Origin of the sequence: Variovorax sp. R-27 (assembly GCF_049913215.1) — a bacterium.
GTDB lineage: Bacteria > Pseudomonadota > Gammaproteobacteria > Burkholderiales > Burkholderiaceae_C > Variovorax.
On sequence record NZ_CP183984.1, the window covers coordinates 3,612,095 to 3,630,641 of the forward strand.

Below are 18,547 nucleotides of genomic sequence, written 5' to 3' on the forward strand. Positions count from 1 at the left end.
ACCCCGTGCGCAGCGCGCCCGTCCTCGCAACGGACGCATTGCGACGATGAAGATGAAAAAGAAATCCCTGTACCAGATGACGCCGGCACGCATCGTGTTCGGCGTACTGACCTGCGCGGCGCTGTGCGTCGACTCCTTCGACAACACCGCCCATGCCGCCACCGCCGTGGCAGCCGCACCCGCGCCGATGCTCGTGCGCCAGGGCAACCGCCTGAGCGTGCCCGCCGGCTCGCCGCTGCGCGAGCGCCTGCTGGTTGCCACGGTCGGCCAGGACGCCCTGCCGCACGAAGTGAGCCTGCCCGCCACGGTGGAGGCCAACCCGGCCGGCACCGTCAACATTCTTCCCCCGCTGACCGGCAAGCTGCTCGAACTGAAGGTGCGCCTGGGCGACACGGTCAAGCGCGGCCAGGTGCTCGCCACGATGGCCTCGCCCGATCTCGCGCAGGCGGTGGCCGACGCGCAGAAGGCACGCGACGCGCTCGACCTGGCGCAGCGCGCGCTGGTGCGGGCGCGCGGCGTGAACGAGGCCGGTTCCAACGCCGCGAAAGACGTGGAGGCGGCCCAGAGCAGCGTCGCGCAGCAGACAGCGGAGCTGCACCGCAGCGAAACGCGCCTGCGCAGCCTGGGCGCTGAAGGCAGCGGCGGGCAAGCCGGCCAGGTGCTGAAGATCGTCGCGCCCATGGCCGGCACGGTCACGGCGCTGAACGCGGCCGCGGGCGCCAACCTGAACGACGCCAATGCGGCGCTGATGACGGTGTCGAACCTCGACTCGGTCTGGGTCACGGTCAACGTGCCCGAGAACGTCGTGGGTGCGGTCACCCCGGGGCAGAACGCGGTCGTCACTCTGGCCGCTTACCCGGGCCGCAGCTTCAGCGGCAAGGTCGGTTTCGTGAGCGCGGTGCTCGACGCGGACACGCGCCGCGCCCGCGCGCGCATCGTGTTCGCCAACCCCGAGGGCATCTTCAAGCCCAACATGTACGCGACGGCCGTGCTGGGCGTGCCGCAGGGCGCACAGCCGCAGGTGCCGGCCTCTGCCCTGCTGATGAACAACGACAGCGTGAGCGTGTTCGTCGAGGCCGAGCCCTGGACCTTCGTGCGGCGCATGGTCGAACTGGGCCGCGAGGACGGCGACAAGGTCCGCATCCGCAGTGGCCTGGCCGTGGGCGAGCGCGTGGTGGTGCGTGGTGGTGTGCTGCTGAATGATTAATCTCATCATCACCCAGTTCTTTCGCCGCAGGCATCTGGCCTGGGCGATGTCGGTGGCGCTGGTTCTGTTCGGCGCCTGGTCGTGGACCCAGATGACGGTGGAGGCCTACCCCGATCTCGGCGACGTGACCGTGCAGGTAACGACGCAGGTCAACGGCCTGGCCGCCGAGGAAATCGAGCAGCAGATCACCACGCCGCTGGAACGCGCGTTGAGCAACACGCCGGGGCTGGCCTCGATCCGCTCGAGCAGCACCTTCGGGCTGTCGCTCATCAACCTGAGCTTCAAGGATGGCACCGACGACTACTTCGCTCGCCAGCGCGTGACCGAGCGCATCGGGCAGGTCAGCCTGCCTTCGGGCGCGCAGCCGGGCCTGGGCCCCGTTGCGGGGCCGGCCGGCGAGATCTACCGCTACACGCTCGAATCGGACACGAAGAACCTGATGGAGCTGTCGGAGCTGCAGCGCTGGAAGGTGATTCCCGCGCTCAAGCAGGTGGCGGGCGTGGTGGACATCAACAACTTCGGCGGCTTCACGCGCGAATTCCAGCTCGAGCTCGATCCGGCGCGCCTGCAGAAGTACGGGCTGGTGCTGAACGACGTGGTCACAGCCATCAACAACAACAGCGCCAACGCGGGCGGTGGACGCATCGCGCGGGGCGACCAGAGCTACGTGGTGCGCGGCATCGGCCAGATCCACACGCTGGACGACCTGGGCACGGTGGTGGTTGCGCAGAGCGGCGGCTCGCCGGTGCTGGTACGCGACCTGGGGCGGCTGCAGTTCGGCCACCAGGAGCGCGGCGGCATCCTGGGCAAGGACACCAACCCGGACACCATCGAGGGCATCGTGCTGATGCTCAAGTACGAGAACCCATCTCGCGTGCTCGAAGGCGTGCACGCCAAGATCGACGAACTGCAGGCCGAACTCGCGCCCATGGGCGTGAAGATCGTGCCCTACATCGACCGCGACGACCTGGTGAAGCTCACCGTCGACAAGGTGACGCACACAGTGCTCGAAGGCATGGCGCTGGTGTGCTTCGTGCTCATTCTTTTCCTGGGCAGCCCGCGCAGCGCGGTGGTGGCGGCGGTGGCCATTCCGATGTCGCTGGTCACGGTGTTCATCGTGATGCACTTCACCCGCATGCCGGCCAACCTGTTCTCGCTGGGCGCGATCGACTTCGGCATCATCGTGGACGGGGCCATCGTGGTGATGGAAGCGATATTGCGGCGGCGCGAGGAAGAACCCGAAGCCACGCTCACCGAGGGAAACATCCTCGAAACCGTAAGTCACGTGTCGGGGCCGATCTTCTTCGCCACGCTGATCATCATCACCGCGTACTTTCCGCTGTTCGCCTTCGAGCGGGCCGAGGGCAAGCTGTTCAAGCCGATGGCCTTCACGGTCGGCTACGCGCTGGTGGGTGCCCTGCTCTGCGCGCTGACGCTCATTCCCAGCCTGGCCTACGTGGCGCTGCGCAAGCCGAGCAAGCCCTTCGTCAACAAGCCGCTGGAGTGGCTCACGCGCGCATACCGCCGCGTGCTGGCGAAGCTGCTGGACGTGCCCGCCATCGCCTACGGCCTGAGCGCGCTGGCGCTGGCCGCGGTGATGGTGCTGGGCGCCACGGCCGGACGCGAGTTCTTGCCAGACATCGACGAAGGCGCGCTGTGGCTGCAGGTGCAACTGCCATCGGGCCTGTCGCTCGACAAGGCCAGCGAGATGGCCACCGAACTGCGGCATGTGCTGCTCGAATACCCGGAGGTGTCGTACGTGGTGACGCAGCTGGGCCGCAACGACGACGGCACCGATCCGTGGACGCCTTCGCACATGGAGGTGCCCGTGGGCCTCAAGCCCTACAGCGAGTGGCCGGCCGGGGTGAACAAGGCCGCCTTCGTGCGCACGCTGACCGAGCGCTTCGCGCGCATGCCGGGCTTCGACGTGGGTATCAGCCAACCGATCATCGACGGCGTGAACGATTCGGTGGGCGGCGCGCACAGCCCGCTGGTGCTGCGCATCTACGGCGACGACCTGAAGGAAAGCCGGCGCATCGGCAACCAGATCGTCGATCTGCTGGAGACGGTGCGCGGCACGGCCTCGGCCTCGCTGTTCCAGGAACCACCGATTCCGCAGGTGGTGATCGAGCTGAACCGCGAGGCGGCGGCGCGCTTCGGCGTCAACGCGAACGACGTGGCCAGCCTGATCCAGACCGGCATCGGCGGCGCGCCCGTGATCACGGTGTATGCGGAGAACCGCACCTACAACGTGGCAGTGAAGATGCCCAAGAGCGCCAAGGGCAACACCGAGGCCATCGGTGCGCTGCTGCTCAACAGCTCCAGCGGCGCGAAGGTGCCGCTGTCGCAGGTGGCCGACATCCGGCTGCAGACCGGCGAAAGCACCATCTCGCACGAGATGAACGAGCGGCAGATCACCGTGCGCGTGGACAACCGCGACCGCGACCTGGCTTCGTATCTCGATGAGGCACGGGCCCGCATCGCGAAGGAAGTGAAGTTCGACCCGGCCAAATTCAGGCTGCAGTGGGCTGGCCAGTTCGAGAACCAGCAGCGCGCGCAGGCCCGCCTGGGCGTGTCGCTGGCCATCGTGGTCTGCATCATGGCGGTGCTGCTGTTCTTCCAGTTCGGAAAGATCCGGCAGGTGGCGCTGATTCTCGGTGTGGTGCCCATGGCCACGCTGGGCGGGTTGATCGCGGTGCACGTGGCGGGCGAAACGCTCAACGTGGCCACTGCCGTGGGCTTCATCGCGCTGTTCGGCGTGTCCATACAGAACGGGATCATCATGGTCGCGAACTTCCGGCGCGTGCGCGGCGAAGGGCTTGCCCTGCAAGCCTCGGTGCTCGAAGGCGCGGCCGAGCGGCTGCGCCCGGTGCTGATGACGGCCACGGTGGCATCGGTCGGCATGCTGCCGGCAGCGCTGGCCACCGGCGTGGGCACCGACGTGCAGCGCGGGCTGGCAACGGTGGTGGTCGGCGGGCTGGTGGTGTCGACGCTGCTCACGCTGTTCATCCTGCCGACGCTGTATTTCGCGATGGAGCGCGTTTTCGAGCGCAAGGGCTGGGGCACGCGCTCGCGCCGCGACCGTTAGGAAGGCTGGAGACACAACACATGAAGAAGACAACAAGCCTTGCGGCGCCCGTGGCGGCCGGCATCGCGCTGCTGCTGGGTGGCTGCGCGGTCGGGCCAGACTATGTGCGACCGCCGCTGAACCTGCCCACGCAGTACACAGCCTCGCCACCCACCAGCAAGGAGGCCGAAGGCGTGCCACTGGCGCACCTGTCGCCCGAGCTCGACGTGCCGGCGCAGTGGTGGCAGGCCTTTCGCTCCGAGCCGCTGAACGCGCTGGTAACGCAGAGCCTGGCGGGCAACCCGACCATCGAGGCCGCAGATGCCGCCCTGCGCGCGGCGCAGGAGAACGAAGCCGCCGATCGCGCCGCGTTCTGGCCCAGCGTGGCACTGGGCTACTCGCCCACTCGGCAGCGCGTGGCCAGCGCGGTCGCGAGCCCGGTTTCTTCCAACGCGAACCTGTACACGCTGCACACCGCGCAGGTAACGGTGTCGTACACGCCGGACGTGTTCGGCGCCACGCGCCGGCAGGTCGAGGGCGCGCAGGCGCAGACCGAGCTGCAACGCTTCCAGAGCCTGGCCGCGAAGCTCACGCTGAGCAGCAACGTTGTGGCAGCCGCGATCACCGAAGCCTCGCTGCGCGCGCAGCAGCAAGCCACGCTGGCCATCATCGAGGGGCAGAGAGAAGTGCTTCAGGCCTATCGCAAGCAGCAGTCACTGGGCCAAGTGGCGCCGGCCGACGTCGATGCGCAAGAAGCCTCGCTGGCCGCAACCGAGGCCACGCTGCCGCCGCTCGACAAGCAGCTCGCGCAGCAGCGCAACCTGCTGGCCACGCTGGCAGGCCATTACCCGAGCGAAGGCGTGGCGGCGCATTTCGATCTCGATGCCCTGCAACTGCCTGCGGAGCTGCCGCTGACCCTGCCATCCAGCCTGGTCGAGCACCGGCCTGACGTGCGTGCGGCCGAGGCGCAGTTGCAGGCGGCCAGCGCCGCCATCGGCGTAGCGGTCGCCGCGCGGCTGCCGAACGTGACGCTGGGGGTGAACTCGTACGGTTCGTCGGCCTACACGCTGTCGGAGCTGTTCAAGTCGTCATCGCTGTTCTGGACCGTCGCGGCCAGCGTGACCCAGCCCATCTTCGACGGCGGCGCTCTCAGGCACCGCGAAGCCGCCGCGCGGGCCTCGTTCGACCAGGCAGCCGCGCAGTACCGAGCGACGGTGCTCGCCGCCTTCCAGGACGTCGCCAACACGCTCGAAGCCATCGACGCCGACACCCGCACGCTGCAGGCGGCCCTGAAGGCCGAGCGCACGGCCTCGCAGAGCCTGGCGCGCACGCGGGCGCAGGTGCGGCTTGGTGACGCCAGCGCGTTGTCGCTGCGCATTGCGCAGCAGGCTCAGCAGCAGGCGCTGCTCAATCTCGTGCAGGCCCGCGCGCTGCGGCTGACCGATGCGGCCGCCCTCTTCCAGGCGCTCGGCGGCGGCTGGTGGAATACTGCTGCTCCACCGGCGCAGCTAGCCGCCTCGTCTTCTTCCCATTCCCCCGCATCGCCATGAACATCATCCGCCACGAGATGGGCCCCCGCTTCAGCGAGATGGTGACCGTCGACCTGGGCGCCGCGCGCCTGCTCTACCTCTCCGGCCAGGTGGCCGAGAACCCGTCGCTCGACATCACCGGGCAGATGCGCGAGATCCTGCACCACATCGACGACATGCTCGCCACGCAGGGCGCAACGAAGAAAGACCTGGTCAGCGTGACGATCTACCTGCGCACCGTGGGCGACTACGCCGCGATGAACTCTGTGTGGGACGAATGGGTGCCTGCCGGCCACACGCCAGCGCGCGCCACGGTGGGGGCGAAGCTGATCGACTCGGAATACCGCGTCGAGATCCAGGCCACGGCGGCCATCGGGCCAGTGCCATGAAAGGTATGCGTCGCATGGTCGCTCTGTGGGCATTGACGCTCGGTGGCTGCACCGCCTTCGATGCGCACTCGTTCGATCACTCGGCCGGCTGGCGGACCGCGCAGGTCGTCAGCGTGGGCCGCGCGGGCGATCTGGCCAAAACGGCCGACCATGATTGCGGCGTCGAGGGCGGCGCCGCAGCGCCCTACGCCATCGTGCGCTACCGCAACGGCGGCGTGCACACGCGTTCGATCGGCACAGGGCACTGGCCCGCGGGCGCCTCGCTCAAGGTCGGCGATGAGGTGGAAGTGAACATCCTCGACTGCGCCGCGCCGCTGGCGCTTCTCGGTCAGAGCGGCAGCGTCTCGGGCACGCCGTCGCGCTGAAGCCAGCCTTCGAATTCGTCCGACAGCCGCCGTGCCTCCCGCGTGGCCCGGCCCCAGGCGGAGATGCGTGCCTGCGCGTCGTTGGCGAAGTGGATGAAGTCCTTGCGGTCGGGCAGCTTGCCGTTGGGCAGCGACCGCACCCATTCGGGGTCGGGCGCGAGCACCACCATGCGGTCGAGGAAGCCACTGGCCTTGTGGCGCCAGCGCAGGCCCTTGTCGAGCCAGCCCGGCACCACCGCCTGCTGGAAGTGCGGGTACAGCACGATGCCCTCATCGGCCGGCTGGTAGTCGAGGTGCAGGTGGTAGTCGGTGATGCCGCCGTCCCAGTAGGCACCGCGCGGCGCGCCCGGAATGTCATGCACCGCCGCCAGCAGGAACGGGATGGAGCACGAGGCCTGCAGCACCATGTTGAAGTTGGCCTCGCTCAACGCATGCTGGCGCGTGCGGAAGTCGCGCGTGCCGAAAGGCAAGGCCGCGCCGGGCGTGGAAAACACACAGCGCTCCAGCCATGCACCCAGGCTCTTGCGGTGCAGGCTGTTGGTGGCAAAGGCGCCCAGGTAGCCGACCGGCGTGCGCGCCCTGCCCTCGCGCCCAAGGATGTGGCGCCCGCGCGATGTCACCACGTGCAGGCGATAGCGCGGATGGCTCAGCACTTCGCCGATGCGCCCGCCGTAGAAGGATTCGAGGCTTTCGGCGAAACGCTCGCTGAGCTGGCTCGGGCTGAGCCGCTTCTGCCCCGGCGGCACTTCGAACTGCTGGTGCACGTAGTCGTGCTCGAAGCGTTCGAAGGCGGCGTCAGGGTCGGCCAGGCAGGCCGTCGACAGCCGCCATGCGCCGATGGAGGCGCCCACCAGATGCACCTGCTGGCTCGACTGCGTGAGCCAGCGGCCGAAGATGAAGCGGTCGAGCGCACCGAGGATCAACCCCTTGGGGCCGCCGGCCGCGCCGGGGATGGTGCGCACGTCCTGCGGACGCAGGCCGTGCTGTTCGATGTGCTTGCGGGCCGCGGGGCCGGCGTAGATGCGCAGGGCTTTCATGCCTGTGTGTGCTCGAAGGGGTTGAGCACCTCGACGCCAAACCCTGCGAAATCGCTCACGTTGCGGGTCACTACGGTCAGCGCATGCTGCTTTGCCGTGGCGGCAATCATCGCGTCTTCATACAGCGTGTTCGAACTGCGATGCATCAGCTTCGCCCAGAGCCTGAAGGTTTCTGCATCCATGGGGAGAACGTTGTAGGAAGCTGCAACCAATGCGGCCCATTGCTCGATCTCGCTGGCCTTGGCGGCGTCTTGCTCGCGTGTGAGTTCGATGCCGGCCTGGATCTCTCCTAGCGTCACCGCCGAGAGATGAAGATCGCTGTCCACAATGGGCGTGAGCCACGCGACGACCGCGCCGTGCGGACGAGGCCTGCGAAGTTCGGAAATGACGTTCGTGTCCAGCAGATACATACCGGCCTCAGCGCATTGGCGTGATGCGGCGCCTGCGTGCGGCACCCCGCTGCGGAACCAGGAATTCGGTGCGTGCTTCCGTCGAGAGCAGCAGGTCCTTGAGCGATGGCTTTGCCGTGGCGTGCAAGCGCCGCCATTCAGCTGCAGGAACAAGCACGGCCACCTCGGCTCCACGCTTCGTCACCATTTGCGGCCCTTCGACGAGAGAGGCCTCGAGAAACTCGCTGAAACGCGCCTTGGCGTCCTGCACAGGCCAGGTTTTCATTGCAACCACCCATCAAACTAGTTATCTGACTAGTTTAACAGGTGAGGAATCCGCTTACTTGCGCAGCCCCTGCAGCTTGGCAAAAGCACTCGCCATCTGCCCCGCCGGCTGCGGCGAGTTGTCGCGCCGGCCTTGTTGCTGCTGGCCGCGCCCCGCTCCTTCGAAGCGGTTGTCGCGCGGGCCGTCGCGGCGCGCGGGCGCCGCATCGAGCTTCATCGACAGGCCGATACGCTTGCGCGCCACGTCCACTTCCATCACCTTGACCTTGACGATGTCGCCGGTCTTGACGACTTCGCGTGCGTCGTTGACGAACTTGTGGCTCAGCTGGCTCACATGGACCAGGCCGTCCTGGTGCACGCCGAGGTCGACGAAGGCGCCGAACTGGGCCACGTTGCTCACGGTGCCTTCGAGGATCATGCCCTCGACCAGGTCCTTGATGTCGTCCACGCCGTCGTTGAAGCGCGCCACCTTGAAGTCGGGGCGCGGGTCGCGGCCCGGCTTTTCAAGTTCGCCCAGGATGTCCTTGACCGTGATGACGCCGAACTTCTCGTTGGCGAACAGCTCGGGCTTCAGCGTCTTGAGCATGTCGGCGCGGCCCATCAGCTCGGCGATGGGCTTGCCGGTCTTCACGATGATCTGCTCGACCAGCGGATAGGTTTCGGGGTGCACGCCGGTGATGTCCAGCGGGTCGGCGCCGTCGCGGATGCGCAGGAAGCCCGCGCTCTGCTCGAAGGCCTTGGGGCCGAAGCCGGTCACGTCGAGCAGCTGCTTGCGGGTGGAAAACGCGCCGTTGGCTTCGCGCCAGCGCACCACAGCCTTGGCCACGCTGGCCGACAGGCCCGAAACGCGGCTGAGCAGTGGCACGCTCGCGGTATTCAGGTCGACGCCCACCGAGTTCACGCAGTCTTCGACCACGGCCTGCAGCGTGCGCGCGAGTTCGCTCTGGTTCACGTCGTGCTGGTACTGGCCCACGCCAATGCTCTTGGGGTCGATCTTCACGAGTTCGGCCAGTGGATCTTGCAGTCGGCGCGCAATGGAGGCGGCGCCGCGCAGGCTCACGTCCACGTCGGGCATTTCCTGCGAGGCGAATTCGCTGGCCGAGTACACGGAAGCGCCGGCTTCGCTGACGACGACCTTGTCGACCTTCATTTCGGGCGCGCCGGCTTGGGCGGCCATCTTGGCCAGCAGCTTGATGAGGTCGGCAGCCAGCTTGTCGGTTTCGCGGCTTGCTGTGCCGTTGCCGATGGCGATGAGGTTCACGCCGTGCTTGGCGCACAGCTTGCCCAGCGTGTGCAGCGAGCCTTCCCAGTCCTTGCGCGGCTCGTGGGGGAACACAGTGGCGGTTTCGACCAGCTTGCCGGTGGAGTCGACCACGGCCACCTTCACGCCGGTGCGGATGCCCGGGTCCAGGCCCATCACGACGCGGGGGCCGGCGGGCGCGGCCAGCAGCAGGTCGCGCAGGTTGTCGGCGAACACCTTGATCGCGACCTTCTCGGCGTCTTCGCGCAGGCGGGTGAACAGGTCGCGCTCGGTCGACAGCGCCAGCTTGACGCGCCAGGTCCAGGCCACGCATTTGCGGATCAGGTCGTCTGACGGACGAGCCGCATGGCTCCAGCCCAGGTGCAGCGCGATGCGGCCTTCGGCGATGCTGGGCTTGCCCGGTTCGGGCTCCACGGGCAGCACCAGCTTGGCGTCGAGGATGTCGAGCGCGCGGCCGCGGAACACGGCCAGCGCACGGTGCGAGGGCACGCGGCCGATGGGCTCGTCGTACTCGAAGTAGTCGCGGAACTTGGCGATGTCGGCGTTGTTCTCGTCCTTGCCGGCCATCAGGCTGGACTTGAGCAGACCCTCGGCCCAGAGCCATTCGCGCAGGCCCTGCACCAGTGCAGCGTCTTCGGCCCAGCGCTCGGAAAGAATGTCGCGCACGCCGTCGAGAACGAGCGGTACGGTGGAGAAATCGGGGCCCGGCTTGCCGTCGTCCAGCGTGGTGGCAGGCTGCAGGAAGGCCTTGGCTTCGACGGCCGGGTCGAGCGTCGGGTCGGCCAGCAGCTTGTCGGCCAGCGGCTCGATGCCGAATTCGCGGGCAATCTGGCCCTTGGTGCGGCGCTTTTGCTTGAACGGCAGGTACAGGTCTTCGAGTTCCTGCTTGGTCGGCGCGAATTCGATCGCGGCGCGCAGCTCGGGGGTCAGCTTGCCCTGCTCGTCGATGGCCCTGAGCACCGCCACGCGGCGGTCTTCGAGTTCGCGCAGGTAGGAAAGACGCGCTTCCAGTTCACGCAGCTGGGTGTCGTCGAGGCCGTCGGTGGCTTCCTTGCGGTAGCGGGCGATGAATGGAACCGTGGCGCCTCCGTCGAGCAGTTCGACGGCGGCCTTCACCTGGTTCTCGCCGACCTTGATTTCGGCGGCGAGCTGGCGAATGATTTTCTGCATGTCTTGAGCGCGTCCCTGGCAAAGCGCGGGAGTTTGCCATAGGCGCGGATGGCGTCCGTCCGGGCGGCCCGGCGGGCGTGTTACAGCATGCTTTCCGCTTCGGCCCGGGTGCCGGCTGGCGCCTGCGCCTGGCTTGGAACCACCAGCAGCACGCTCAGCCCGCGCGGCGCGGCATTTTCGATTGTCAGCTCGCCGCCGATGGCGTCGGCCCGGGAGCGCATGCTGCGCAGGCCCTTGCCCGTATCGGAGGAAGACGCGCTTCGCGAACCCAGCCCGCGGCCGTCGTCGCGCACCTCCAGCATCAGCAATCCCCGGTCGCGAAGGCCGAAGCGCAGTTCGACGCGGGTCGCCTGCGCATGCCGCAGCGCATTGGACATGGCTTCCTGCGCCACCCGACAGATCTGCATCGCGGTTTCCGGCGGCACCCAGCGGGTGTGGGCCTCGCTGGCGATGTGCCATTCGAGCCCGATGCCGAGCCGGTCGAACGCGGGCTGCAGCCGGTAGCGCACGTGGGCCAGTCGCTCGACGACGGTGGCGGAAGTCTGGTCGTCGAGGTCGTCCACCGTCATCTGGAGTTCGAGCAGGCAGTCCTGCAGGGCCATCGACAGGCTGCCGGGCCCGGCGGACCGGGGGTCCTGGCTGGCCAGCAGCGCCACCAGCCGGGAGCCCACGCCGTCATGCAGATCGTTGGCGATGCGCCGTCTTTCGGCGACCACCGCCTGCGACGGTCGATGGTCTGCGGCACGGCGCCGGAAGACAAGAAAACAGACGCTCGCGATGAGCGCGGCAAGCACCGCCACGTTCAGCGCCTGCAGCGCCCAAAAGGCGAACGGCATGCCATCCGCCGTCACGCCGATGGCCGAAGTGGCCCGGATGACCTGCGCGGTCACGGGCGTCAGGTGCAGCGCACCCGCCAGGCCGGCCCACATCAGGAGCCGCCGGCGCGAGACGCGCGTGCGCAGCCACGTCAATAGCACGCACCACGAGCCGATCGACAGCCACACGAACTGGTCTTCCAGGAAGTGCGGTAAAGAAAGGACCTGCGGCGCCAGCATGGCATGGGCTACAGAAGCCCCCGGTGGGAGGCAAAGCTCACGGCCTGCGCGCGGGTGTGGGCGTGCAGCTTGCGGTAGATGTTCTTGACGTGCGCGTTAACCGTCTGGGCGCTGATGGTGAGCTGCAGCGCGATTTCCTCGGTAACGTAGCCCGTCGCTACAAGTCGTAACACTTCGCGCTCCCGTGCGGATAACGTCGCCTTGGTGTCCGGCGGACGCACCGGATTGACGTTGGAGCGCTTGTGATCGAGGTGCACGAGCAGCCGGCGCGCCAGCCGGGGCGTGATGGCGGCACCGCCGTTCACCACCTGCAGCACGGCCTGGGCATAGCTCTGGAACCAGGCGTTCTTGACCAGGTAGCCGGAGGCGCCGAGCTCGAAGGCATGCAGCACCTGGGGTTCGTCCTCGAGCGCCGAGATGACGATGATTTCCGCCGCGCTGCGGTGCCGCTTGGCCTCTTCGATGAGCTCGAATCCGCTGCCGTCGCCCAGGCGGATGTCGACCATGAGCACGTCGAACTCATGCTGCATCAGCAATCGTCGGCCTTCGCGCAGCGTGCCGGCCTGCCCTTCGAGCTGAATGCGCAGGTCGCCCAGCAATTCCTGGGCGATGACGCGACGCACGAAGGGGTCGTCGTCCACCAACAGGACGCGCACGGGTTTGGTCTGTTGCCCGGTCAGGAAATCGGGCCACGGGAGAGTGTCGGCGGACGGCGAGAGGAGCCCGCCGAACTGGCCGGGGTTGGCGTATTGCTTACCCCCGCTGCCCACATCTGTCAATGAAATGTCGAGATCGCTTTCCATTCCAGCCCCTTTGTGACACATAGCACATCTTGTTCGTGACCAAAAGTTAATTCATTTCTACTCAAATTTTTGGTTTCAGTTTTTTTGATTACTTTGGTTGCATTTTGTTTCCATTAGTCAACAATGTCCATCGAAAGTTGTAGTTTTTCTCTCGGACATTGCATCGGGGGGCCCTCCACCCGCGGCCCCCGAAACGGTGCAAAACACACCTTTCGCCATAGCCTTGCTCTACCCAGCACTGGGCATTTTTCGCTGGTTCCTCGATGCAGAAACTGCACCTCGGTCGTGACGGAAGCATTTCAAGCAGTGCCACTGACCGCTAGCTGATGGCCGGATCGATCCGGCAATCGGGTTCATTTCAACAACTTTCGAGGAAGCATCATGAAGAAGACACTCATCGCGATCGCAGTGGTTCTGGTTGGAAGCGTTGCCTCGGCAACCAGCACCACGGCCCTCGCCGCCACCAGTACGACGACCGGCTCTTCCAGTTCCGCCGGATCCGTGGCAGCCAGCTCGGGCACGGGCAGTGCACTGAGCTACAACGCGGCCAACTCCAGCTCGTCGGCCAGCGCCAACGCTGCAGGCGGCGCAGTCAGCTTTCCGGGTCTGCGCATCGGTGGCGCAACGGCAGGCGGCACGGCGACCACACAGGGCCGCGTGACCAGCGTGGCCGCAACGACCGGCAACGGCCTGGCTACCGGCGGCGCCAACGCCTCGGCCAATGCAGGCGCGACCGCCAACGCCAACTACAGCGCGGGTGGCCCGAACTCCGTGAGCGGCAGCGCAGGCGGAGCCGCTGGCTCCACGACCAACAACACGGCCGCAACGGCCGCGGGTCCTGGCGGCGGTCTGGCCGTGGTAACGCGCACCTCCGGCACGACGTCGAGCTTCAATGCCTCGTCGGGCGCCGTCAACGGCTTCGTCAACGGCACGACCACCTCGGCGACGGCGGGCTCGACCGGCGGCTCCTTCGGCGTGACCAATCTCAGCTTCGGCAATGCCGCCGGCTTCAGCAATGGTGGCGGTACCGGCGGCCTGGCTGGCTCCGGCGCAACTGCATCGGCTCCCTGAGCCGTTCTCGCACCGGTTGTTGCACTCAGAAATGGGGAGGGGCTAGCCCCTCCCCGGCTTCCAAAGGAGTTGAGAACATGAAAAAACTTATTGTCCTGACCTTGCTGGGCTTGTCCGCGGGCGCCATGGCGCAGACCACGGCGGGCGGTGCCAACAACCAGTCATCGAGCTCAGCCACCACCTCGGCCCAGGGCAACACCCAGGCCGTGAACTTCAACACCAATACCCCTGCAGACACCCGGGCGACGCTGAACCAGAACGTCAACAACACGGGCGCCACGACGAGCACCGTCGACTACCGGGGCAGCTACACGATCAAGAACGTGCCGTCGGTCAACGGCCCGAACCTGACGACGAGCAATGACACCTGCATGGGCAGCACGAGCGCCAGCGCGAACGGACCGGGCGTCGGACTCAGCTTCGGTACCACCTGGACGGACGAGCACTGCAAGCGCCTGAAGATGAGCCGCGAACTCTGGAACAAGGGCATGAAGGCAGCCTCGCTCGCCATGGACTGCATGGACCCCGCGGCCCTGGCGGCGCTGGAGATGACGGGCACGAAATGCCCGCAGTCGATGACAGCGGACGAGCGCGTGACCGCCTACGGTCCGCAGGCGTCGGCAATCGGTGCACCTGCGGCACCGCCGCGCCCGGTGGCTGCGGCTACGCCAATGGCGCCCGTCGCAGTGGTACCGGCGGCGACGCCACCAGCGCCCATCGCCGAAGTCACGCCCCCCGCGCAGCCGGTGGCCACGGCCCAGGACGAGCCTCCGGCGGCGGTGTCGATGCCCGTTGCCAGCGCTACGGTGACGGCAATGGATCCGGGCGAAGTGGCTGCCATCCGCGCGGCACGGCCGACCGGCGACGTTGCATCCGCATCGATGGCAGTCCGGCAATGACCGCGTGGAGCCTGACATGACCAGGACCGTAATCCTCTGGCTGGCGGCCTGCTGCACGGCGACAGTCGCGGCTGCAGCGGCCGCGCCCTCGCCGCCGGTGCTGCGCATCGAGCGGATGAACATGGGCAGCGGCTTGCAGAACGCACGGGGCACCGAGAACGCCGAACCGGTCGGCACCCTGGGCGTGTGGCACGTGCCGCAATACCTGCCGGGCTTTCCGACAGCCGCGACGATCTGGCCGCGCGTGATCATCCTGCAGTGCGCGAGCGACCTGTGCTCCGGCTACGAGATCACTCCCGAAATGGGACGCGGCGAATACCTCTTCTTCGTACCGGAGAAGAAATAAACAGCGCAGGCCCGCGCGGCCGGGCGGCCGCGGGCTTGCGCTGCCTTACCCTTCGCGGATGACATTACTCGCGCGCGTCCTGCGCGTCTTGCGTGCCCTGCTCCGCGCCGTTGGCACCGCGCTCATCGTTCCCCTGCTGCTCTTCGAGGAGTGGGGATGGGAGCCACTGGCTGCGCTGGCGGCACGGCTGTCCCGCCTTCCCTTCTGGGCCGCGCTCGAAGAACGGCTACGCCGGCTGCCGCCCTGGGGCGCGGTGCTGGCCTTCTTCGTGCCCGTGTTGCTGCTGCTTCCGGTGAAGGTGCTGGCTCTCTTTCTCTTCAGCCGCGGCCATGCAGCCACGGGCCTCACCGTGCTCGTGCTGGCCAAGCTGGCGGGCACGGCCGTCGTCGCGCGGATCTTCCAGCTGGTCGAAGGGCCGCTGATGCGCATTCCGTGGTTCGCCCGCTGGTATCCCAGGTGGAAGGCCTGGAAGGACCATGTGCTCACCATCGTTCGCCAGAGCCGCCCGTGGCGCCTGGTGCGGGCGCTGAACCGGCGCATTTCGCGGGGCTGGCGGCGGTTCAGGGAAGGTTGAGTTGGTTCATTTTTACCCGGGTATATTGTCATTTCAATTTAACCCGGGTAATATTTGATGCATGAACCTCTCTGAAGAAACCCGGCGCGCCCTCACCCGCCATTACAAGGAAACCCCGCGCCCGGCCGGCGTCTTCGTCATCCGAAACAAGCTGAGTGGCCGCGTCTATGTGGCCGGCAGCCTCGATGTCGAAGGCGCGACGAACCGCGCGCGTTTCGAGCTGAACATGCGCGCTCACCGCAACAAGGCGCTCCAGCAAGACTGGAACGGGCACGGCGCCGGTCATTTCACCTTCGAAGTGATCGACCGGATCAAGGAACGCGAAGACCCCGATTTCGATCGCAAGGCCGAACTCGACAGGCTCCTGCCGCTCTGGCAGGAAGAGCTTCAATGCTTCGGCCCGAACGGCTACAACACGGCATGAGCGCCCATGCAACGTACGGCGGCGAGATGCCGCACGCCGGAGCGCATCAGCGAGTAGATTACGCACCTCGTTTCGCTTGGCACCCCCAGGAACAAAACACCCGAATGTCATCTGACGCCCCACCCACCACCCTGACCGTGTTCTTCGGCTTCCAGCGCATCGCACAGGGCAGCAAGGCCGAAGTGCTCGACCAGCTGCGCCGCCGTGACGACCCCGGGCCGTACCTTGTTTTCGACGACCAGACCGGCACGCAACTCGACCTCGACCTGCGTGAGCTGTTGCCCGAGTTGCGCGATCACGAAGCCGAGCACCGCGACGACGCCCCGCGCGGCGTTGGCCGGCCCAAGCTCGGCGTGGTCGCACGCGAAGTCACGCTGCTGCCGCGCCACTGGGACTGGCTCGGACGCCAGCCCGGCGGCGCCTCGGTCGCGCTGCGCAAGCTGGTCGACGACGCCCGCCGCGTGAACGCCGAGCGCGACACCGTGCGCGCCGCGCACGAAGCCACCTACCGCTTCATGACCGCCATCGCGGGCAACCTGCCCGGCTTCGAGGAAGCCACCCGCGCACTGTTCGCCGGCGAGGAGCAACGCTTCGGCAACCTGATCGAGCCCTGGCCCGCCGACGTGCGCGCCCATTTGCAGAAACTGTCGGCCGCAGGCTGGCCTCCCCAATGAGAACAACCCCCGAGACAACCGGCGCCGGCAGCGGCGCCGACGCTAGCGGCCTGCAAGGCGTGCCCGTGGCACCAGTCAATGCGCCGCGTCCGCTGTGGAAGGTCTTTCTCTTCTTCCTCGCGCCGATGTTGCTCAGCAACATCCTCCAATCGCTCTCGGGCACGCTCAACAACGTGTACGTGGGGCAGATGCTTGGCGTGGGCGCGCTGGCCGCCGTATCGAGCTTCTTTCCGGTGATGTTCTTCTTCATCGCCTTCATCATCGGCCTGGGCGCCGGCGCTTCGGTGTTGATCGGCCAAGCCTGGGGCGCGCGCGACGTTGCCAAGGCCAAGGCCGTGGCCGGCACCACGCTCACCGTCGGCGTGCTGATGGGCCTGGTGATCGCGGTGTTCGGCGGCGCGTTCACCACGCCGATGCTGGCCGCGCTGGGCACGCCGCCCGACGTGCTGGCCGACTCCACGCGCTACGCCCGCATCATGCTGATCGCAATGCCTGGCGTCTTCGTGTTCCTGCTGGCCACCGCAATGCTGCGCGGCGTAGGCGACACCGTCACGCCGCTTCTCACGTTGGTGATCTCGACGCTCATCGGGCTGGTGGTTACCCCCGCGCTCATTCGCGGCTGGGGCGGTCTTCCGCAGCTCGGCGTGGCGAGCGGCGCGTGGGCGTCGGTGCTGTCCTTCATCGTGGCGACCACCTGGCTCGGCTTCCGGCTGCGCCAGAAAAAGAGCCCGCTCGCGCCTGACGCGGCGTTCATGCGCAACTTGCGCATACAGCCGCAATTGCTGAAGGCCGTGCTGCGCATCGGCGTGCCCACGGGCGTGCAGATGATCGTCGTGGCGCTGGCCGAGGTGGTGCTGCTTTCTATGGTCAACGGCTACGGCTCGAATGCCACGGCCGCCTACGGCGCGGTGAACCAGGTGGTGGCGTACGTGCAGTTCCCGGCAATCTCCATTGCCATCACCGCATCGATCCTCGGCGCGCAGGCCATCGGTGCGGGCCGCGCCAACCGGCTCGGCGCGATCGCGAAGACGGCGCTGCTGATGAACCTGGTGCTGACCGGCGGGCTCGTGCTGCTGGGCTACCTGTTCTCGCGGCCGCTGATGGGCTTTTTCATTACCAGCGCGCCGGTGATCGAAATCGCCCAGACGCTGCTGCACATCATGCTGTGGAGCCTGGTGATCTTCGGCATGGCCGCTGCGCTGTCGGGGATCATGCGCGCCAGCGGCTCGGTGCTGGTGCCCACGCTGATTTCCATCGTCTGCATCCTCGGCGTGGAAGTGCCGGTGGCCTGGGTGATGAGCCACCGCATCGGGCTCGACGGGATCTGGATCGCCTACCCTGTGACCTTCGGCGCGATGCTGCTGCTGCAGACCGCGTACTACCAGCTGGTGTGGCGCAAGAAGGCAATCCACCGGCTGGTGTAGCCGCTACACCTTGGCCGGGGCGACGGCAGATCACTCCCCGTCGAAGGCTTTCTGCGCCGCGGCGAGATCGAGCTTGACCATCTTCATCATCGCCTCCATCGCGCGGGCGGCCTTGGCCGGGTCCTTGTCCTGGAACATGCGGATCATGGCCGTGGGCGCAATTTGCCACGACACGCCGTAGCGGTCGGTGAGCCAGCCGCATTGCACCGGCTCGCCGCCGCCTTCGAGCAGCTTGTCCCAGTAGTTGTCGACCTCGGCCTGCGTCTCGCACTTCACGAACATCGAGATGGCCGGGTTGAACTTGTACTGAGGCCCGCCGTTGAGCACCATGAACTCCTGCCCTTCGAGCTCGAAGGTCGCGGTGAGCAGCGAGCCCTTCTTGGCTGGGTTGACGTCGCCCCAGAGCAGCTTGTCGGTCACGCGCGAGTTCGGAAAGATGGAGGTGTAGAACTTCAGCGCGTCTTCGCCGTTGCCGTCGAACCAGAGGCAGGGAACGATCTTCTGCATGGGATCTCCTTTGCTTGAATGATGAACCTTGAGGTTCAGTATCAAAGCGACGGGAGGCTCTTGTCAACCCG

The 18,547-nt window shown here is 67.1% G+C and carries 19 protein-coding genes; 12 read left to right on the forward strand and 7 right to left on the reverse strand.

Annotated features, from left to right (window positions below; all coding sequences use genetic code 11):
• The first annotated feature begins 52 nt into the window (after positions 1-52).
• Genes ACN9MV_RS16875 through ACN9MV_RS16895 form a run of 5 tightly spaced genes read left to right on the forward strand, consistent with a single transcriptional unit; the run spans position 53 to position 6,557 of the window.
• On the forward strand, positions 53-1,207 hold the full coding sequence (locus tag ACN9MV_RS16875) for an efflux RND transporter periplasmic adaptor subunit (RefSeq protein WP_426388705.1): 1,155 nt from the start codon (positions 53-55) through the stop codon (positions 1,205-1,207).
• Positions 1,200-4,295 (forward strand): efflux RND transporter permease subunit, encoded by a 3,096-nt coding sequence (locus ACN9MV_RS16880; protein ID WP_426388707.1) that lies wholly within the window; start codon positions 1,200-1,202, stop codon positions 4,293-4,295. The genes ACN9MV_RS16875 and ACN9MV_RS16880 overlap by 8 nt, the downstream gene beginning before the upstream one ends.
• Before the next feature lie 20 nt (positions 4,296-4,315).
• Positions 4,316-5,824: an efflux transporter outer membrane subunit gene (locus ACN9MV_RS16885; RefSeq protein ID WP_426388708.1), complete on the forward strand. Its 1,509-nt coding sequence runs from the start codon at positions 4,316-4,318 to the stop codon at positions 5,822-5,824.
• On the forward strand, positions 5,821-6,192 hold the full coding sequence (locus ACN9MV_RS16890) for a RidA family protein (protein ID WP_426388709.1): 372 nt from the start codon (positions 5,821-5,823) through the stop codon (positions 6,190-6,192). Before ACN9MV_RS16885 ends, ACN9MV_RS16890 begins: the two co-directional genes overlap by 4 nt.
• Before the next feature lie 14 nt (positions 6,193-6,206).
• Positions 6,207-6,557 (forward strand): hypothetical protein, encoded by a 351-nt coding sequence (locus ACN9MV_RS16895; protein WP_256216633.1) that lies wholly within the window; start codon positions 6,207-6,209, stop codon positions 6,555-6,557.
• On the opposite strand, the gene ACN9MV_RS16900 is transcribed toward ACN9MV_RS16895, so the two are convergent.
• From ACN9MV_RS16900 to ACN9MV_RS16925, 6 genes are all read right to left on the reverse strand, one after another.
• Positions 6,521-7,594 carry a patatin-like phospholipase family protein gene (locus ACN9MV_RS16900; RefSeq protein ID WP_093074145.1) on the reverse strand — a complete coding sequence of 358 codons (1,074 nt, stop codon included), beginning with the start codon at positions 7,592-7,594 and terminating at the stop codon, positions 6,521-6,523. The two genes, ACN9MV_RS16895 and ACN9MV_RS16900, sit on opposite strands and share 37 nt — an antisense overlap.
• On the reverse strand, positions 7,591-8,004 hold the full coding sequence (locus tag ACN9MV_RS16905) for a type II toxin-antitoxin system VapC family toxin (RefSeq protein ID WP_426388710.1): 414 nt from the start codon (positions 8,002-8,004) through the stop codon (positions 7,591-7,593). The genes ACN9MV_RS16900 and ACN9MV_RS16905 overlap by 4 nt, the downstream gene beginning before the upstream one ends.
• Before the next feature lie 7 nt (positions 8,005-8,011).
• The gene (locus ACN9MV_RS16910) at positions 8,012-8,269 is read right to left on the reverse strand and encodes a type II toxin-antitoxin system Phd/YefM family antitoxin (protein ID WP_093056816.1); all 258 of its coding nucleotides are present in this window, start codon (positions 8,267-8,269) and stop codon (positions 8,012-8,014) included.
• 54 nt (positions 8,270-8,323) lie between these two features.
• Positions 8,324-10,699, reverse strand: a complete 2,376-nt coding sequence (locus ACN9MV_RS16915) for a Tex family protein (RefSeq protein ID WP_426388711.1) — start codon at positions 10,697-10,699, stop codon at positions 8,324-8,326.
• A gap of 80 nt (positions 10,700-10,779) precedes the next feature.
• Positions 10,780-11,754 carry a sensor histidine kinase gene (locus tag ACN9MV_RS16920; RefSeq protein ID WP_426388713.1) on the reverse strand — a complete coding sequence of 325 codons (975 nt, stop codon included), beginning with the start codon at positions 11,752-11,754 and terminating at the stop codon, positions 10,780-10,782.
• A gap of 8 nt (positions 11,755-11,762) precedes the next feature.
• Complete coding sequence (locus tag ACN9MV_RS16925) at positions 11,763-12,557, reverse strand: LuxR C-terminal-related transcriptional regulator (protein WP_093056819.1); 795 nt, start codon at positions 12,555-12,557, stop codon at positions 11,763-11,765.
• A gap of 381 nt (positions 12,558-12,938) precedes the next feature.
• Between ACN9MV_RS16925 and ACN9MV_RS16930 the strand changes: the two genes are divergently transcribed.
• The 7 genes from ACN9MV_RS16930 to ACN9MV_RS16960 all read left to right on the forward strand — a co-directional run bounded on the left by ACN9MV_RS16930 (position 12,939) and on the right by ACN9MV_RS16960 (position 17,969).
• A complete protein-coding gene (locus tag ACN9MV_RS16930; RefSeq protein ID WP_093056820.1) occupies positions 12,939-13,628 on the forward strand; it encodes a hypothetical protein in 690 nt (229 codons plus the stop codon).
• A gap of 77 nt (positions 13,629-13,705) precedes the next feature.
• Positions 13,706-14,527, forward strand: a complete 822-nt coding sequence (locus ACN9MV_RS16935) for a hypothetical protein (RefSeq protein ID WP_426388715.1) — start codon at positions 13,706-13,708, stop codon at positions 14,525-14,527.
• Positions 14,528-14,543: 16 nt separating this feature from the next.
• Positions 14,544-14,873, forward strand: a complete 330-nt coding sequence (locus ACN9MV_RS16940; RefSeq protein ID WP_093056822.1) for a hypothetical protein — start codon at positions 14,544-14,546, stop codon at positions 14,871-14,873.
• Between the two features lie 58 nt (positions 14,874-14,931).
• Entirely contained in the window at positions 14,932-15,447 is a 516-nt protein-coding gene (locus tag ACN9MV_RS16945; protein WP_426388717.1) for a hypothetical protein, read from the forward strand.
• A gap of 61 nt (positions 15,448-15,508) precedes the next feature.
• Positions 15,509-15,871 carry a GIY-YIG nuclease family protein gene (locus ACN9MV_RS16950; RefSeq protein WP_426388719.1) on the forward strand — a complete coding sequence of 121 codons (363 nt, stop codon included), beginning with the start codon at positions 15,509-15,511 and terminating at the stop codon, positions 15,869-15,871.
• A gap of 104 nt (positions 15,872-15,975) precedes the next feature.
• Positions 15,976-16,545: a DUF2239 family protein gene (locus ACN9MV_RS16955; protein WP_426388720.1), complete on the forward strand. Its 570-nt coding sequence runs from the start codon at positions 15,976-15,978 to the stop codon at positions 16,543-16,545.
• Positions 16,542-17,969 (forward strand): MATE family efflux transporter, encoded by a 1,428-nt coding sequence (locus tag ACN9MV_RS16960; protein WP_093056826.1) that lies wholly within the window; start codon positions 16,542-16,544, stop codon positions 17,967-17,969. Before ACN9MV_RS16955 ends, ACN9MV_RS16960 begins: the two co-directional genes overlap by 4 nt.
• A 30-nt stretch (positions 17,970-17,999) precedes the next feature.
• Here the strand turns inward: ACN9MV_RS16960 and ACN9MV_RS16965 are convergent, their stop codons facing one another.
• Positions 18,000-18,476, reverse strand: coding sequence for a VOC family protein (locus ACN9MV_RS16965; protein ID WP_093056827.1), 477 nt, complete (start codon positions 18,474-18,476; stop codon positions 18,000-18,002).
• Positions 18,477-18,547 lie beyond the last annotated feature (71 nt).

What these genes read in the sequence shown, in the direction of transcription:
- ACN9MV_RS16910 (WP_093056816.1), bottom strand. Translation starts at nt 8,269, where the DNA reads ATGAAAACCTGGCCTGTGCAGGACGCCAAGGCGCGTTTCAGCGAGTTT.
- ACN9MV_RS16935 (WP_426388715.1), top strand. Translation starts at nt 13,706, where the DNA reads ATGAAAAAACTTATTGTCCTGACCTTGCTGGGCTTGTCCGCGGGCGCC.
- ACN9MV_RS16945 (WP_426388717.1), top strand. Translation starts at nt 14,932, where the DNA reads ATGACATTACTCGCGCGCGTCCTGCGCGTCTTGCGTGCCCTGCTCCGC.
- ACN9MV_RS16895 (WP_256216633.1), top strand. Translation starts at nt 6,207, where the DNA reads ATGGTCGCTCTGTGGGCATTGACGCTCGGTGGCTGCACCGCCTTCGAT.
- ACN9MV_RS16890 (WP_426388709.1), top strand. Translation starts at nt 5,821, where the DNA reads ATGAACATCATCCGCCACGAGATGGGCCCCCGCTTCAGCGAGATGGTG.
- ACN9MV_RS16920 (WP_426388713.1), bottom strand. Translation starts at nt 11,754, where the DNA reads ATGCTGGCGCCGCAGGTCCTTTCTTTACCGCACTTCCTGGAAGACCAG.
- ACN9MV_RS16915 (WP_426388711.1), bottom strand. Translation starts at nt 10,699, where the DNA reads ATGCAGAAAATCATTCGCCAGCTCGCCGCCGAAATCAAGGTCGGCGAG.
- ACN9MV_RS16925 (WP_093056819.1), bottom strand. Translation starts at nt 12,557, where the DNA reads ATGGAAAGCGATCTCGACATTTCATTGACAGATGTGGGCAGCGGGGGT.
- ACN9MV_RS16900 (WP_093074145.1), bottom strand. Translation starts at nt 7,594, where the DNA reads ATGAAAGCCCTGCGCATCTACGCCGGCCCCGCGGCCCGCAAGCACATC.
- ACN9MV_RS16950 (WP_426388719.1), top strand. Translation starts at nt 15,509, where the DNA reads ATGAACCTCTCTGAAGAAACCCGGCGCGCCCTCACCCGCCATTACAAG.
- ACN9MV_RS16940 (WP_093056822.1), top strand. Translation starts at nt 14,544, where the DNA reads ATGACCAGGACCGTAATCCTCTGGCTGGCGGCCTGCTGCACGGCGACA.
- ACN9MV_RS16905 (WP_426388710.1), bottom strand. Translation starts at nt 8,004, where the DNA reads ATGTATCTGCTGGACACGAACGTCATTTCCGAACTTCGCAGGCCTCGT.
- ACN9MV_RS16875 (WP_426388705.1), top strand. Translation starts at nt 53, where the DNA reads ATGAAAAAGAAATCCCTGTACCAGATGACGCCGGCACGCATCGTGTTC.
- ACN9MV_RS16885 (WP_426388708.1), top strand. Translation starts at nt 4,316, where the DNA reads ATGAAGAAGACAACAAGCCTTGCGGCGCCCGTGGCGGCCGGCATCGCG.
- ACN9MV_RS16960 (WP_093056826.1), top strand. Translation starts at nt 16,542, where the DNA reads ATGAGAACAACCCCCGAGACAACCGGCGCCGGCAGCGGCGCCGACGCT.
- ACN9MV_RS16880 (WP_426388707.1), top strand. Translation starts at nt 1,200, where the DNA reads ATGATTAATCTCATCATCACCCAGTTCTTTCGCCGCAGGCATCTGGCC.
- ACN9MV_RS16965 (WP_093056827.1), bottom strand. Translation starts at nt 18,476, where the DNA reads ATGCAGAAGATCGTTCCCTGCCTCTGGTTCGACGGCAACGGCGAAGAC.
- ACN9MV_RS16930 (WP_093056820.1), top strand. Translation starts at nt 12,939, where the DNA reads ATGAAGAAGACACTCATCGCGATCGCAGTGGTTCTGGTTGGAAGCGTT.
- ACN9MV_RS16955 (WP_426388720.1), top strand. Translation starts at nt 15,976, where the DNA reads ATGTCATCTGACGCCCCACCCACCACCCTGACCGTGTTCTTCGGCTTC.